This is a genomic window from Bradyrhizobium sp. SZCCHNGR1005 (genome assembly GCF_032489995.1).
Lineage (GTDB): Bacteria > Pseudomonadota > Alphaproteobacteria > Rhizobiales > Xanthobacteraceae > Bradyrhizobium.
Genome location: NZ_JAUEZC010000001.1, coordinates 1048954 through 1062864 on the forward strand (window position 1 = coordinate 1048954; position 13911 = coordinate 1062864).

At 63.3% G+C, this 13911-nt stretch carries 10 protein-coding genes and 1 other RNA gene; 2 read left to right on the forward strand and 9 right to left on the reverse strand.

Features of this window, described 5'->3' with window-relative positions; genetic code table 11:
* Positions 1-3: 3 nt before the first annotated feature.
* Complete coding sequence (locus QXZ85_RS04825; RefSeq protein ID WP_315767046.1) at positions 4-1251, reverse strand: RNA polymerase sigma factor; 1248 nt, start codon at positions 1249-1251, stop codon at positions 4-6.
* A 130-nt stretch (positions 1252-1381) separates the two neighbouring features.
* Positions 1382-1732 carry a YciI family protein gene (locus QXZ85_RS04830; RefSeq protein ID WP_315700964.1) on the reverse strand — a complete coding sequence of 117 codons (351 nt, stop codon included), beginning with the start codon at positions 1730-1732 and terminating at the stop codon, positions 1382-1384.
* Positions 1733-1869: 137 nt separating this feature from the next.
* Between QXZ85_RS04830 and rnpB the strand changes: the two genes are divergently transcribed.
* Positions 1870-2304: RNase P RNA component class A (gene rnpB, locus QXZ85_RS04835), an RNA gene on the forward strand.
* 70 nt (positions 2305-2374) lie between these two features.
* Here the strand turns inward: rnpB and QXZ85_RS04840 are convergent.
* The 3 genes from QXZ85_RS04840 to QXZ85_RS04850 form a co-directional block, all read right to left on the reverse strand.
* Entirely contained in the window at positions 2375-4192 is a 1818-nt protein-coding gene (locus QXZ85_RS04840; RefSeq protein WP_315767274.1) for an ABC transporter ATP-binding protein, read from the reverse strand.
* A 310-nt stretch (positions 4193-4502) separates the two neighbouring features.
* Positions 4503-6095 carry a DHA2 family efflux MFS transporter permease subunit gene (locus QXZ85_RS04845; RefSeq protein ID WP_315743787.1) on the reverse strand — a complete coding sequence of 531 codons (1593 nt, stop codon included), beginning with the start codon at positions 6093-6095 and terminating at the stop codon, positions 4503-4505.
* Between the two features lie 265 nt (positions 6096-6360).
* Positions 6361-7692 (reverse strand): HlyD family secretion protein, encoded by a 1332-nt coding sequence (locus tag QXZ85_RS04850; RefSeq protein ID WP_315700967.1) that lies wholly within the window; start codon positions 7690-7692, stop codon positions 6361-6363.
* A gap of 186 nt (positions 7693-7878) precedes the next feature.
* On the opposite strand from QXZ85_RS04850, the gene QXZ85_RS04855 reads away from it, so the two are divergent.
* Positions 7879-8511, forward strand: a complete 633-nt coding sequence (locus QXZ85_RS04855; protein WP_315700968.1) for a TetR/AcrR family transcriptional regulator — start codon at positions 7879-7881, stop codon at positions 8509-8511.
* A gap of 1744 nt (positions 8512-10255) precedes the next feature.
* On the opposite strand, the gene QXZ85_RS04860 is transcribed toward QXZ85_RS04855, so the two are convergent.
* From QXZ85_RS04860 to ppk2, 4 genes are all read right to left on the reverse strand, one after another.
* The gene (locus QXZ85_RS04860) at positions 10256-10933 is read right to left on the reverse strand and encodes an HAD hydrolase-like protein (protein WP_315767273.1); all 678 of its coding nucleotides are present in this window, start codon (positions 10931-10933) and stop codon (positions 10256-10258) included.
* A 180-nt stretch (positions 10934-11113) separates the two neighbouring features.
* Complete coding sequence (locus QXZ85_RS04865) at positions 11114-11695, reverse strand: bleomycin resistance protein (RefSeq protein WP_409977740.1); 582 nt, start codon at positions 11693-11695, stop codon at positions 11114-11116.
* A gap of 63 nt (positions 11696-11758) precedes the next feature.
* Positions 11759-12697, reverse strand: coding sequence for a hypothetical protein (locus QXZ85_RS04870; RefSeq protein WP_315767272.1), 939 nt, complete (start codon positions 12695-12697; stop codon positions 11759-11761).
* Positions 12698-13088: 391 nt separating this feature from the next.
* Positions 13089-13901, reverse strand: a complete 813-nt coding sequence (gene ppk2 / locus QXZ85_RS04875; RefSeq protein WP_315700971.1) for a polyphosphate kinase 2 — start codon at positions 13899-13901, stop codon at positions 13089-13091.
* Positions 13902-13911: the final 10 nt, after the last annotated feature.

The following is a 13911-nucleotide window of genomic DNA, read 5'->3' on the forward strand; positions in this document are numbered from 1 at the left end:
GAATCAATCCTCTGCACTCAGCTCGGCGAGCCGGCGCGCATAAAGCCGCTTGAGCGGCGCAAGTTGCGTGGCGGCGGACGCGGCGAGATAAGCGCCGCGCGCCTCGTCCCGCCGGTTCAGGCGACGCAACAAGTCGGCGCGAACGGCGGGCACAAGGTCGTAATCCTTCAATCCACCGCGCGCGGCGAGAGCGTCGACCAGCGCCAGCGCTCGCGCCGGTCCGTCGACCATCGAAACCGCCGCCGCATGGTTGAGCTCGACGACCGGCGACGGCGCGATGCGCAGCAACACCTCGTAGAGGCCTGCGATCTGCGGCCAATCCGTCGCGTCGTAACTGGGCGCGCGGGCGTGAAGAGCGGCAATCGCAGCCTGTACGAGATAGGCATGTGGCCGGCCCTTGATATTGAGAGCCTCATCGACCAACTGCAAGCCCTCCTCGATCTGCCCGCGATCCCAAAGGCTCCGATCTTGTTCCTCCAGCAACACGATATCGCCCGACGAGGTCGCACGCCCCGCCCGGCGCGCATCATGCAACAGCATCAAGGCCAACAGCCCCTTGATCTCGCCCCTCGCCGGCAACAGACAATCGAGCAGACCTGCGAGCCGGATCGCCTCGCGCGCGAGACTGGGCCGCATCAAATCGTCACCCGAGGTCGCAACATATCCTTCGGTGAACACGAGATAGATGACGGCGAGCACGCCGTTGAGGCGCTCCTCCAGCGCCTCGCGCCCAGGCACCTCATAGGGAATGCCGGCCAGCCGGATCTTCTGCTTGGCACGGACCAGCCGCTGCGCCATCGCCTCCTCGCCGACCAGGAACGCCCGCGCGACCTCGCCGGTCGTCAGCCCACAGACCGTGCGTAGGGTGAGCGCGATCTGGACTTCGGGCGCGAAAGACGGGTGGCAGCAGGTGAAGATCAGTCGCAGCATGTCGTCGTCGATCTGCTGCGGATCGGCCAGCTCCTCGACTGCTGCCGCATCGAGCTCAATCGCGAGCACCAATTGCTGCTGCTTGTCGCGGAAGACGTTTCTGCGACGGATGCGATCGATCGCCTTGTTGCGGCCGACATTGACCAGCCATGCCCGCGGATTGGCTGGCAGTTCGCCGCCGCGCCAATTCTCGATCGCCGCGGCGAATGCATCCTGCAAGGCGTCCTCGGCGAGATCGAAATCGCCGACCAGCCGGATCAGCGTCGCGAGCGCACGGCCGGACTCGTCGCGGAATATCTTTTCAAAAGCTGCTGGAGTCATACGCGTACGCCTTCAGCATTCGTCATTCCGGCGTCCAAAGGACGAGCCTGGAACCCATAACCACGATCGGGAGCATGGATTCCGGGTCTGCAGCTAACGGCGCAGCCGGAATGACGACGGAGAGAGCTGGCTAATTATACACCCAGATCGGCCGCACCTCGATCGAACCGAAGCGCGCACTGGGGATCCGTGCGGCGATGCCGATCGCCTCATCGAGATCCTTGGCCTCGATCAGGTAGTAGCCGCCGAGTTGCTCGCGGGTCTCGGCAAACGGACCGTCGGTGGTCAGGATCTTGCCATCGCGAACGCGCACGGTGGTCGCGGTCGTCGTCGGCCGCAGCCGGTCACCGGCCTTGAAGTTGCCGTTCTGGATGATGGACTGGGTGAAGGCCTGATATTCGGCGAGCGTCTTCTCGGCTTCGGCCGGGTCCCGCTTCGCATATTCGACCTCGTTCTGATAGATCATCAGCAGATACTGCATGGCTTGCTCCTTGTGATCGGCTGGATTGCCGACATCCTGTCGAACGGCCAACGCTGGAAACGACAACGCAGGATAAAATATTCTGGACGAAAGCTGGCGACTTGACGGGCGGCGCGCAAACCCCCATGCAGAGCGGGTCAGTCGGCCGGACGGCCGCTCCGGCAGGTGCCGAAAGGCCGCCGGGGAGGAAAGTCCGGGCTCCATCGACATGCGGTGCCGGATAACGTCCGGCGGGGGCGACCCCAGGGACAGTGCCACAGAGAACGAACCGCCTCGCCTTCGCCCATCCGGGCTTCGGCGCGGTAAGGGTGAAAAGGTGCGGTAAGAGCGCACCGCGGGTCCGGTAACGGAACCGGCATGGTAAACCCCACCGGGAGCAAGACCGAATAGGGACGGCAACGCGGGCCCTTCGCGCAAGCGATAACGCCCGTGGGAGCGATGTCAGGCTCGCCGTCCGGGTAGGTTGCCCGAGGTCGCGCGCAAGCGCGATCCCAGAGGAATGGCCGTCACGTATCGCCGCATGCAAATGCGACGGTGCCCTACAAAACCCGGCTTACAGGCCGGCTGATATGTTCAATGAGGGGTTCGGCGCGATAAGCGCCGGACCCCTCGCCATTTCCAATCTGTTCATATAGCCGCCTCTCATACAGCCGCTTCGAGCTTGCCGATCTCGATGGCCTGCCGCTCGAACAGTCCGCGATAGAGCCCGTCCGGCCGTCCGACCAGCGCAGCATGATTGCCCTGCTCGACGATCCTGCCGCGGTCGAACACCAGGATCCGATCAAGGCTGCGCACGGTGGCAAGCCGGTGCGCGATCACGATCGCGGTTCGTCCCTTCATCAGCCGTTCCATCGCTTCCTGGATCAGCGCCTCCGATTCCGAATCCAGGCTCGAGGTCGCCTCGTCCAGGATCAAGACCGGCGCGTCCGCCAGGAAGGCGCGCGCCAGCGCCACGCGCTGCCGCTCGCCGCCGGACAGTTTCACGCCGCGCTCGCCGACCAGGGTGCCGTAATCCTTGGGCAGCCGCATGATAAAGTCATGCGCGTTGGCGAGCTTCGCCGCCTGCTCGATCGCCGCTTGGCTCGCCCCGGGACGGGCATAGGCGATGTTCTCCGCCAGCGAGCGGTGAAACAGGATCGGCTCCTGCTGCACGATCGCGATCTGGCTGCGCAGCGACTCCTGCGTCGCGAGTGCGATATCCTGACCATCGATCAGGATCCGCCCGCCGCTGACGTCGTACAGTCGCTGCAGCAGCTTGACGAAAGTGGTCTTGCCGGAGCCAGACCGGCCGACCAGCCCGACACGCTCGCCGGGACGAATGTCGACCGACAGCCGCTCATACAGCGGCGCACGATGGCCGCCATAGTGGAACGTGACCTCGTCGAACACGATATGCCCGCCCGTGACCCGGATCGGCCTGGCAGCCGCGGCATCGACGATGCCGATCGGCTCGTCATGAATCGCCACCAGCTCATCCATGTCGTTGACCGCGCGCTGCAGGTTGTTGATATGCATCCCGACATCGCGCAAGTAAGCATGGATGACGTAGTAGCTGGTGAGCACGTAGGTGACGTCGCCCGGCGAGGCGCGGCCCGCGATCCACAACAGCACCGAGCCGCCGATCACCGAGGCGCGCAAGCACAGCAGCACGAACAGCTGCACGGCAGCCGTGGTGTTGTAGCGCAGCCAGGTGCGATTGACGCGCTTACGCCAGCGGCTGATCACACGGGCCAGTCGCATGTCCTCGCGCGCCTCGGCGCCGAACGACTTCACCACGGCATTGCAGCTGACCGCATCGGCCAGCGTCCCCCCGACCTTGGTGTCCCAGGCGTTGGAGACGCGCGCAGCCGGCGCGATGTAGCGGGTCGAGAACACGACCGTCATCGTGACATACAGCACGGCGCCAAGCGCGATCACCGCCCCCAGCGACGTCCAATGCAGGCCGAGCAGCACCATCGAACCCAGCAGCACCGCGAGCGACGGCAACAGCGCCAGCAGGATGGTGTCGTTGTAGAGATCGAGCGCCCACATGCCGCGGGTGATCTTGCGCACGGTCGAGCCGGCGAAGCTGTTGGCGTGCCAATCGGTCGAGAAGCGCTGCACGCGCACGAAGGCGTCGCGCGCCACATCCGACATGAGGCGCAAGGTGAAGGGCACGATCAGCTGCAGCCCGGCAAGCCGCAGCACGATCGACACGAAGCCGAGTGCGACGATCGCGCCGAACGCCGTCAGCGCGGCATCGCGCGCGGCCGCATCGGCCGGGCCGAGCGTCAGTGCGTCGACCAGCTTGCCGGAGAACACCGGCATGAACAGGTCGGCGACGGTGGCGGCGAGCAAAGCCGCGCCGATGCCGAGCGTCATGCCTGGCTGCTTCAGCCAGTGCCGGAATACGAACGGCATCACGACGCGGATGGCGGCGGGTCGCTCCTTGGCTTTCGACTTAGTGACTTCAATGGTCATGGCATCATCCGGCCACGCGTGTCGCGCGGATCGGCTCCAGTTCAATGCCAGCGCGCGCGGCAGGCCGCGCAAGCGTCAGGCGTAATATCAGTGACTTAGTGGGAAGTGCGGCGACCGCGCTAGCAGTCGTAGCGGGTGTCGGCAGCGCTCAACGAAAAGAGCGGGACCCCGGCGCAAGCTTCGGACGCGGGCATGTGATCTGCAGATGCGACATATCCATGCAAATCTCCCCGGTTCGAGCGACAATGATCGTTCTATATACGCGGCGGTATGATTTGGCAACACGCATGCATCACATGCGCGTGCGCAGTCAGTGATCCCCGCCCACAGCGGCCATCGGCGAGCTCGGCTTGTTCAACAGCATCACGGTCAGGCTGAGGCCGATATAGAACAGGGTCAGCATGAAAAACGCATCGCCATAGCCCATCACCACGGCCTGGCGATGCACGATCTGCGACAGCTGCTTCATCGCCATCACGGTGGAATCGCCCATGCCCTGCAGCCGCTGCTGCAGCATGTTCAAGGTCTCGACCGCGGCGGCATTGCCCCAGGTGACGCGGTCATGCAGCCGGCTGATGTGCAGGTCGGTGCGGTCGTTCAGCACCTCGTTGATGACGGCGAGCCCGACCGCGCCGCCGAGATTGCGCATCAGGTTGAACAGGCCGGAGGCGTTCTTGACGCGCTCCGGCGGCAGCGTGCCGAGCGCAATATTGTTGGTCGGCACCATCGCGCACATCATGCCGATGCCGCGCAAGACCTGCGGCAGGAACAGCTCCCAGAAATCGTAGTCGCGGGTGATGCCGGTCATCTGATAGGAGCCCATCGCGAACACGACGAGGCCGAAGGCGATGATGTAGCGCATGTCGAAGCGCTGCATCAGCCGCCCCACGATCGGCGCCATCAGGAACATGGTGACGCCGGAGACGAACATCGTCTCGCCGATCATCATCGCGCTGTAGCCGCGCACTTCCGCGAGATAGCGCGGATAGATGTAGGTGAGCCCATAGAGCCCGATGCCGATGCAGAACTGCAGCAGGCAGCCGACCGCGAAATTGCGATTGCCGAACGCGTAGAGGTCGACGATCGGCACCCGCGCCGTCAGCACGCGCCAGAAAAACGCCACTGCCGAGACGATACAGATCGCGGCGCAGACGGCGACACTGGTGTCCTGGATCCATTCATATTGCGGCCCCTCCTCCAGCACATATTCGAGCGAGCCGAGGAAGCCGCCCATGAACAAGAGGCCCCACCAGTCGAAATGGTCGAGCAACTCGAAATGCGGCTCGTCGAAATCGACCAGCGCCAGGACGCCGATTGTGATGAGGATGCCCGGCGGGATGTTGATGAAGAACAGCCAATGCCAGGACATCGCATCGGTGATGTAACCGCCGATGGTTGGACCTATGGTCGGCGCCAAGGTCGCGACCAGGCCGATGATGGGACCGACGATGTAGAATTTCGAACGCGGAAACACCGTGTAGGCCGAGGCGAACACGGTCGGGATCATGCCGGCGCCGAGGAAGCCCTGCAGCGCGCGCCACAGGATCATCTCCTCGATGCTCGAGGCGAAACCGCACAAAAAGCTCGACAGTGTGAAGCCGGCCGCCGAAATCGCAAACAACAGCCGCGTGCCCAATGCGCGCGACAAGAAGCCGGACAGCGGAATCGCGATCACTTCCGCGATCAGATAGGCGGTCTGCACCCAGGAGACTTCGCTCGAGCTCGCAGACAGCCCGGCCTGGATCTCCGTCAGCGAAGCCGAGACGATCTGGATGTCCAGGATCGACATGAACATCCCGAACACCATGATCAGGAACGCGAACAACCGTCGCGGCGCCACGTAGTCGGACGCGGCGCCCGGCGCTTCGATCATGGTTGGGTTGGCTGTCGTCGCGTTGGCCATGGGTGTGTTCGGTTGTCGAGAGGAACCTCAACGCCGCCGCATCTTCCGCTCTGCTCCCCTCCCCCTTGCGAGGCCAAGACGAGCAAAGCTCGCTCTGAGGGGTCGGGGGTGGGGGTCCACAACTGCAGTCTCGCTTGGAGTACCCCCCTTCCCAACCCTCCCCCGCAAAGGGGGGAGGGAGCTCACTTCCGATGCTGCAGCATCTCACAAGAAATCAGTCATGCGCGTTCGAACGCGTCGTGACCATGAGTCGAAAGCGGCCGCGTCACTGCGGATGGATCATCATCGGCGAGTCCAGGTCCTCCTCGCTGTCGGCATCCTTGGCTCCATCCGTGCTGTCGACGGTGACGTAGACAGACATGCCCGCGCGCAGGAGATTCTGCCGCGCCACCGCCTTCGGCACGCGGATGCGCACCGGCAGCCGCTGCACGATCTTGGTGAAATTGCCGGTCGCATTGTCCGGCGGCAGCAGCGTGAACACCGAGCCGGCGGCCGGCGAGATGCTGTCGACCGTGCCCTTGAACTTGCGCGAGCCGTAGGCATCGACCTTGATCGTCACCGGCTGGCCGGGACGGATGCGCCTCAGCTGCGTCTCCTTGAAATTGGCGTCGATATAGACGTCCTCGAGCGGCACGACATTGCCGAGCCGCTGGCCGACCGCGACGAAATCGCCGGTGTTGACCAGACGGTTGGAGAAGGTGCCGTCGACCGGCGCGCGCACGGTCGCGAAATCCAGATCGCGCTCGGCTTTCGCCAGCGACGTCTTCAATTCCGCAAGCTGCGCCTGCGCCTCGACCTGCTGTGCCTTGGTCACCTCGACATTGTCGCGCGCGGCATCGTAGGCGGCCACTGCCGCCTTCACTGCCGCCACACCCTGGGCGCGGGCGGCCTCGGACTGTTCGAAGACCGCGTGCGAGGCGAAACCCTTGGTGCTCAGCGCCTGCTGGCGATCATAGTCGAGATCGGCCCGCTTCTGCCCGGCTTCCGCCGAGGCAAGATTGGCCTGCGCCTGCTCGACCGCGCTCTGCTGGGCCGCGACCTGGCGGCCGATGCGGGCGATCGTCGCCTCCTGCGTTCCGATCTTGGTACGGGCGGCATCGACGGCAATCCGGTAATCGCCGTCATCGATCCGGAAGATCACGTCGCCCTTCCTCACCACCGCGTTGTCGCGCGGCAGGATCTCGACGATGTGGCCGGACACGCGCGCTCCCAGCATGGTGTTGTTGGCGCGGACATAGGCGTCGTCGGTCGAAACAAAGAAGCGGCCGACCAGATAATAATGCACGCCGTAGCCTGCGGCTGCGAGCGCGAGCAGAAGGCCGACGCCCATCATCACCCGCTTGCGCTTGCCGGATTTCGGCGGCGCCGATGCGGCGGCTTCCGTGGCTGCGGGCGGCTCGTCGGCGGGCGGAGTGGCTGCCGGCGGCGTGCCGGCGGGCGCCTCGTTCGAGGTCTCCAGTCCGCGGCGCTTGGCCTCGTCACCGACATGGCCGCGCAGCTGTTCACCCAGCCCGGCGCTCTCGCGCGCGGCCGAGCCCGTCGCCTCCTCCGGCTCCGGACGGCGCACTCGTGCGGCCTGATCTCTCGCTACGGCCATAAGACACCCCTGAACGATCGCATGAGCGATCACGAAACCATCACCTGGGCCGGCATCCGGCCCGTTGCCAATCAATAGCATTGACCGAACGGTTCGGTCAATATATCCATTCGCAGTGCAAACTAGGCGGTCACATCCTTCCCTGACCTTTTCGTCCGACAGAATCTTTGCCAAGACGCTGAACCAATGATTGAAGCCCACCCAGACACCGTCCAGGCCCATGGCGAGGAAGAGACCTCGAAGCGGCGCCAGATCCTCGAAGGCGCCCGCAAGGTGTTCATGGATCTCGGGTTCGACGGCGCCAGCATGGGGGAGATCGCGCGTTCCGCCGGCGTGTCCAAGGGCACGCTCTATGTCTATTTCACCGACAAATACGCGCTGTTCCAGGCCATCGTCGAGGAGGAGACGCGCACCTCTCTTTTGTTCAGGTTCGACCTTTCGCGCGACGTTTCCGCCAATCTCGCCGGCTTCGGCGAGGCGTACCTCGCGCTGATCTGCCGCCCCGGCGGCGGCTCGGCCATCCGCACGGTGATGGCGATCGCCGAGCGGATGCCGGATGTCGGCCGGCGCTATTACGACCGCGTGCTGGAGGGCACCATCAACCGCCTCGCCGCCTATCTCGACGGCCGTGTGAAAGCCGGCGAGCTCGCCATTGACGACTGCCAGCTTGCCGCCTCGCAATTCCAGCTGATGTGCCAGGCCACCCTGTTCCTGCCCTTCATCTTCCAGGCCGCGCCGGCGCCCTCCTCCGAACGCATCCGCGAAGTGGTCGCCAGCGCCGTCAGGATGTTCCTGGCGGCGTATGGAGTGAAAGGGTAGCGGCCGGACAGAGCGGCGTGGGCGCTGCCGCTCGGTTACCTCGCTGTCGTCGTTCGGCTTGCCGCCTTCGCTGACGCTTCGGCGTGCCATGAACCTGTAGCCTCGTCGAGGCCTTGGCGAAGACGTGACCGGACGACGACGTACTCTAGGGACCGCAGTGATTGAGCCGGCGGAGCGCGGAGTACGAGACCGTCCGCTGGAGCCTGCCCTCGGGTAAGCCGAAGGCGAGACCCTGCGGCGGACAATGACGCCGGGGATTGCGCCACGGGCATCGTGGACGTCAACAGACACGCGCTCTCCTTCTCGCGACGCTCATGCGCCCGAGCCTTGCAGATCGATCACCCTCGAAAAGGCAGAGGGTGCAGGGAAGGCCGGGAGCTCGCCGCCCCCATGGCCCGCCTGCAGAAAGAAAAGCAGGCGGCAGTCACCACAGGATCGGCCGAGACATCCCGGCCTTCCCCGCGCGATGGTCTTAACGGCTGCTTCGTGCTCTCCTCAGGGACCGGCTTTCTTGCCCCTGTCCGCGTGATGCGAAGCATCATCGCGTCGCGACAATGCGCGAAGCGCATTGCGCAGGCATCAGCACCGGGATGCCAGGACCACACGACTTGACCGTACGCATCGGGCCGTTCGTCGGCGTGAAAGATCACGCTGCAGCTCGAGACATCCACCGCATTCCCGCACTCCACGTATCGTGACGACCGCGCGTACGCCCCTTGCATGAGGCGGGATGGCCATAGACAAGCACAATTTCTGAAAAAGAGAAATATGAATATTTTTAGCGGAAGGACTGGACAGGCGGAGTCGCGTTGAAACTGCTGGCGAACTTCGCGTTTCGGCGCACGCGTTTTGGGACGCGACTCTGCGGCCTTCGCGCGATTTCGGCTCGCGGGATCGACGCTCTGCTCGACCGCCATCTCCTCGAAGGTGCGCACCGGGGGCCGCGGGGCTATCCGCTGTCGAGGGCCATCCGACCCACCATCGGTGATTGCGGACCTATCGCTCTCACGTCGCGGGCGTCTTCGGCAGGGAGACATTTGCGGTCACTTCACATGGTTCTCGTCCGTCTACAGATGAAAGACCGCAAAGGCGGCGGTTGATCTCACCTGTTGGGCGGCCTATGAGGCGCGCAGCGGCGGGTTTGGAAAAAGACGAGAGAAGCCGATGTCGAGACGTATCGATAGCTCGTGGACGGTCTTCGTCAGCGTCGAGAATTCGGAGCACGACAGGTGCGTGGATTTCTTCTGCAGGGCAGACCGCAGCTACGGATTTGAGGAATTCAGACGGGACGTTGAAGATGGCGGCCGATGGACGCCCGTTCAGTTCTATTCCGATGCGACCTACGCTTCATCAATTGACGCACTAGACGCCGCGCAGCGATGTGTATCGTGGCTGATACCCCTTCTCGTCCGGAAGCCGGACCTCAAAAATCGTATCAGCTTAGGTTAGGCGCCAAGCACCTCGCGCAGCAAAACCGCTTCGACATGCCCCGGCTATCGGTCATGAGGCTTGCTCAGCCGTGTAGCCTGGATGAGCGAAGCGATATCCGGGACTTTGACCTCGCATGTCGCTGCGCTCATGCGGGCTACTCGCTGTTCACGTCGATCAGGGCGGCCTGTGAACAGTGAGACCTCGTCAAACACCTTCGGCTTTCCAGGGGGAGACGTGGAAGCCAGCCGCCAAATTCCATAGTCACGCCGCTGAGCATCGATGCTCGTCGTCATTCAGCAGGTCAGCACCGGCCTTAGCCAGAGCTATGCTTAGTCAGCATTGACAGGACCGCGGAAGGGAGATCAGAAGTCTGCTCCACCAGCCGGTCCGCTCCGGCGGTTTCAAGCTCGTCGCGGCTGCCATACCCCCAAAGCACACCGAGGCTGCGCATCCCGACTGCATGAGCGCCGGCGATGTCGTAGCGGCGGTCTCCGATCATCAGGCAGCGCGAGGCCGGAATCCTCTGTTCGGATAGGATGTGCGTGAGCAGCTCCGGCTTATGATCCAGCTCTCCGCTCGGCACCGAGCCGTAGATGCCGTCGAAGCATGCAGCCAATTCCAGGTGCTGCAGGATGCGACACGCGAACGCTTCGCGCTTTGACGTCGCCAGAAGGAGACGCAATCCGGCTTCTCGCAGTTGCTGAAGGGCCCGGCCAATTCCCGGATACGACTCGCTGCCGAGCAGACCGCTTTCGCCGTAGTGCTGACGAAAGGCGAGCACCGCCTCGTCAACCCGATCATCTCCATAGGACTGCAGCAAGACCTGCATGACGTCCTGAAGCGGCGGTCCAATGAAGCGCTTCACATCGAGCGCTTCGTCCGGCTCGTGGCCGAGCGCGCGCAGCGCAGCCAGGCAGCTTGCGACAATGCCGGGCTGCGAATCGATCAGAGTACCGTCGAGGTCTAGAAGAACGGCGTGGGTCGCGGACATAATCGAGGATAGCGATCGGCCAAAGGCCGGTAAATGGCTATTTGGTCGGACCGGCTTCGGGGCAAACCGCCCATTCCGGAGCAGGACCTTCGAGCGGCGTAACGGTAGAGTGTGGATGAGCGAAGCGACATCCGGGGGCTCTGACCCCGCATATCGCTGCGCTCATGCAAGCTACGCGCTTCACGAAGGTGCACGTATCCCCAGGCGTTCGGCGAAGCGGATCAGGTAACCGTCCGGGTCTTGAACGAGAAACTCGCGCTGGCCGTATTCCTCGTCTCCGACCCGATACCAAGTTTCGCTCGGTTGCTCGTAGAGTGCCCATTGAGCACCGTCCAGAGCTTTCAGGATCGGCGCGATGCTATCGACGAGCACCTGAAAATTGATGCCTCGTCCGAACGGGCGCGCCATCTCCGCCGTCTCCCAACGCCCGTTCAGTTCGCAGAGCATGACTTGCAGACGTCCCCTCGCGAGATAGGCAAATCGAGCATCCGGGCGATCATAGGCGACTTCGAAACCAAGCAGATCCCGCCAGAACGATAAGGCGTCTTGAATATTCGAGACACTGAGTTCGGGGACGAGATCGGCCCAGCCGCCGTGCGGCGCGCTCCCTGTGCTGTCGGCAGTCGCGCGAGAGGCAGGGTCTGAAAGTGACGGTTGGGACATCTTCTGCATCGCTCCGGTGGAGCTTTGGATGATACGCGCGATGAGAGCTCGCCGCGATAGTGTAGCGAAGTCGCGCAGCCCGGATGAGCGAAGCGACATCCGGGGCTCTGCGCCCGCATGTCGCTGCGCTCATGCGAGCTACTGGCTATCGGGAGTGCTCATTCAATTCGCGGCCATTTGTCGATGCATTCCTTGGAGTCGCACAAAGGACGCCCATGCCTTTCGATATTCCGTGTCCAAGGTATCGATCGTAAGCAAGGCTCTGCAGGCTTCATGGATTTCTTCCGCTGAAGGCCGCTTCGTCGTATCTCTGGCGGCCTCCGATCGGTGCCAGCGATCCTCGACATCTTCCGCCAAAGCCAGTGCCTCGGACGTGGTCCGCTTCCGGGTCGGCTTGGCCAAAGGATGGGCCGACGGGAAAGTGGGCCAAGCGAGCGGAGGCTGATCGACTCGCCAGTCAACGGCGTTGCCGCCGCCGGCCTGCTCGGTCGAATGCGGCTGCTGCCCAGTCACCTGGTCCGCGGCCATTGCCGTCCGTCCAGCCAGCTGGCCGATCTGCTGCTCCATGGTATCGCCACTCGACGTGCCGCCGGCTGAGGGGGCCAGCGTTGCCAGGGTCGATAGCGTCGAAGGATCAGCCTTGGGAGGAGTGATCTTCTGGACGGCCTTCACCATCGACATCGCTCCGGGTGATATCGCCACATCCGGCTTGCCTGCCTTTTCCTCCGCGGTCGCCGGGCAGGGTCTGAACGAAGAGCGCTGGTGCGTCAGCCGTCCGTCATCGTCGATGTAGGCAAAGTCGAGCGACACGGCATAGGCAAAGGCGACATCGGCGAAGCTTCCGTCTTTGTCGCGTGCTTTGACCGCACCACAAACGTATTTCGCAGCATCCGCCTCGACCGAACGCAATCCGTTGAATTGCGCAGAATCCGGATCGATCAGCACCCGTCGAACCGCCGCGCGAGCTCTCATGTGTTCTGTCGAGAAGGTGCTCTTCAGAACAGCCGGGTTGATCACGTCGGGCTGGTAGTACCACCTGCAGCCCGCAGCGAAGAACGCTGCGCCGACGCCTGCTGCAATCACGAGGGCAGGCACATTCATCTGGTTGCTTCTATTTAACTAAACACGTTAAAATTGATATTCTGCGCAATCACGCTCCGGAGAGCGCGCGCAATCTCGCTCTTTCTAACCGGTACGGTGATACTCAAAAATGGAGGAGAAAAGCAATCTTTACGTGTGTTCTATCATGATACCGCAAGACGTAGTTAATAGATCCTTCCATCGTGAGATATGCAAATCACGCGTCTGGGTGGCGTACGATGGAGAGCTGATGGAGTGAAGCCGAATGCAGCGATCTGGCTCGTGACGGCTCGGGCTCCGGTTGGGCTCTCATCCTGCGCCGGATGAAAGGTCGATGCCCTGGAATCGGCGCGCTCATCCGCATCATGATGCGCACAACGTTGGCGTCTCTGCGCGTGACGGTGTCCGGCTTTCAGCCGGGCTCGGCACCGAACCCCAGATCGCGCAGGGACGCCTGATCGTCGTACCGGCCCTTGGTCGTGCGCTTCGGCAGCTTGACCTTGTCGTGCTTCACGCGACTGAACGGAATCGAATTCAGGATATGTGAAATGCAATTGAGGCGTGCGCTCTTCTTGTCGTCGGAGTGGACGACGTGCCACGGCGCATGCATCGAATGCGTGGCCTTGAGCATCTGGTCGCGCGCCCGCGAATAGTCATACCATCGCCGGTACGATTCGAGGTCCATCGGGCTCAGCTTCCACTGCCGCAACGGATCGTCGATCCGGGCCATGAAGCGGCGCTCCTGCTCCCTCATGCCAACCTCGAGCCACAGCTTGATGAGAATGATGCCGCCGTCGGTGATGTACTTCTCCACTGCGGGGCAGAGCGCGAGAAACCGGTCGTGCTCCGTGGACGTGCAGAAGCCCATGACGTACTCCACGCCGGCGCGGTTATACCAGCTGCGGTCGAAGATCACGATCTCGCCGGCGGCGGGAAAGTGCTCGATGTAACGTTGCATGAACAGCTGCGTCTTCTCCCGGTCCGATGGGGCCGGAAGCGCGACGACCCGAAACACCCGCGGACTGACACGCTCCGTGATCGCCTTGATGGCACCGCCCTTGCCGGCGGCGTCGCGGCCCTCGAACACGATGATGACGCGCAGCCCCTTGAGCTTGATCCAATCCTGCAGATAGCACAGCTCGATCTGAAGCTTGCGCAGCGCCGTTTCATAGGCCTTCCGCTTCATCTTCGTCGGCGCCTGGATGTCCGTCTGCCGTCTTGCCATCGCCATCTCT

What these genes read in the sequence shown, in the direction of transcription:
- QXZ85_RS04855 (WP_315700968.1), top strand. Translation starts at nt 7,879, where the DNA reads ATGATTGAAGCCCACCCAGACACCGTCCAGGCCCATGGCGAGGAAGAG.
- QXZ85_RS04860 (WP_315767273.1), bottom strand. Translation starts at nt 10,933, where the DNA reads ATGTCCGCGACCCACGCCGTTCTTCTAGACCTCGACGGTACTCTGATC.
- QXZ85_RS04840 (WP_315767274.1), bottom strand. Translation starts at nt 4,192, where the DNA reads ATGACCATTGAAGTCACTAAGTCGAAAGCCAAGGAGCGACCCGCCGCC.
- QXZ85_RS04825 (WP_315767046.1), bottom strand. Translation starts at nt 1,251, where the DNA reads ATGACTCCAGCAGCTTTTGAAAAGATATTCCGCGACGAGTCCGGCCGT.
- QXZ85_RS04830 (WP_315700964.1), bottom strand. Translation starts at nt 1,732, where the DNA reads ATGCAGTATCTGCTGATGATCTATCAGAACGAGGTCGAATATGCGAAG.
- ppk2 (WP_315700971.1), bottom strand. Translation starts at nt 13,901, where the DNA reads ATGGCAAGACGGCAGACGGACATCCAGGCGCCGACGAAGATGAAGCGG.
- QXZ85_RS04850 (WP_315700967.1), bottom strand. Translation starts at nt 7,692, where the DNA reads ATGGCCGTAGCGAGAGATCAGGCCGCACGAGTGCGCCGTCCGGAGCCG.
- QXZ85_RS04870 (WP_315767272.1), bottom strand. Translation starts at nt 12,697, where the DNA reads ATGAATGTGCCTGCCCTCGTGATTGCAGCAGGCGTCGGCGCAGCGTTC.
- QXZ85_RS04865 (WP_409977740.1), bottom strand. Translation starts at nt 11,695, where the DNA reads ATGTCGCTTCGCTCATCCGGGCTGCGCGACTTCGCTACACTATCGCGG.
- QXZ85_RS04845 (WP_315743787.1), bottom strand. Translation starts at nt 6,095, where the DNA reads ATGGCCAACGCGACGACAGCCAACCCAACCATGATCGAAGCGCCGGGC.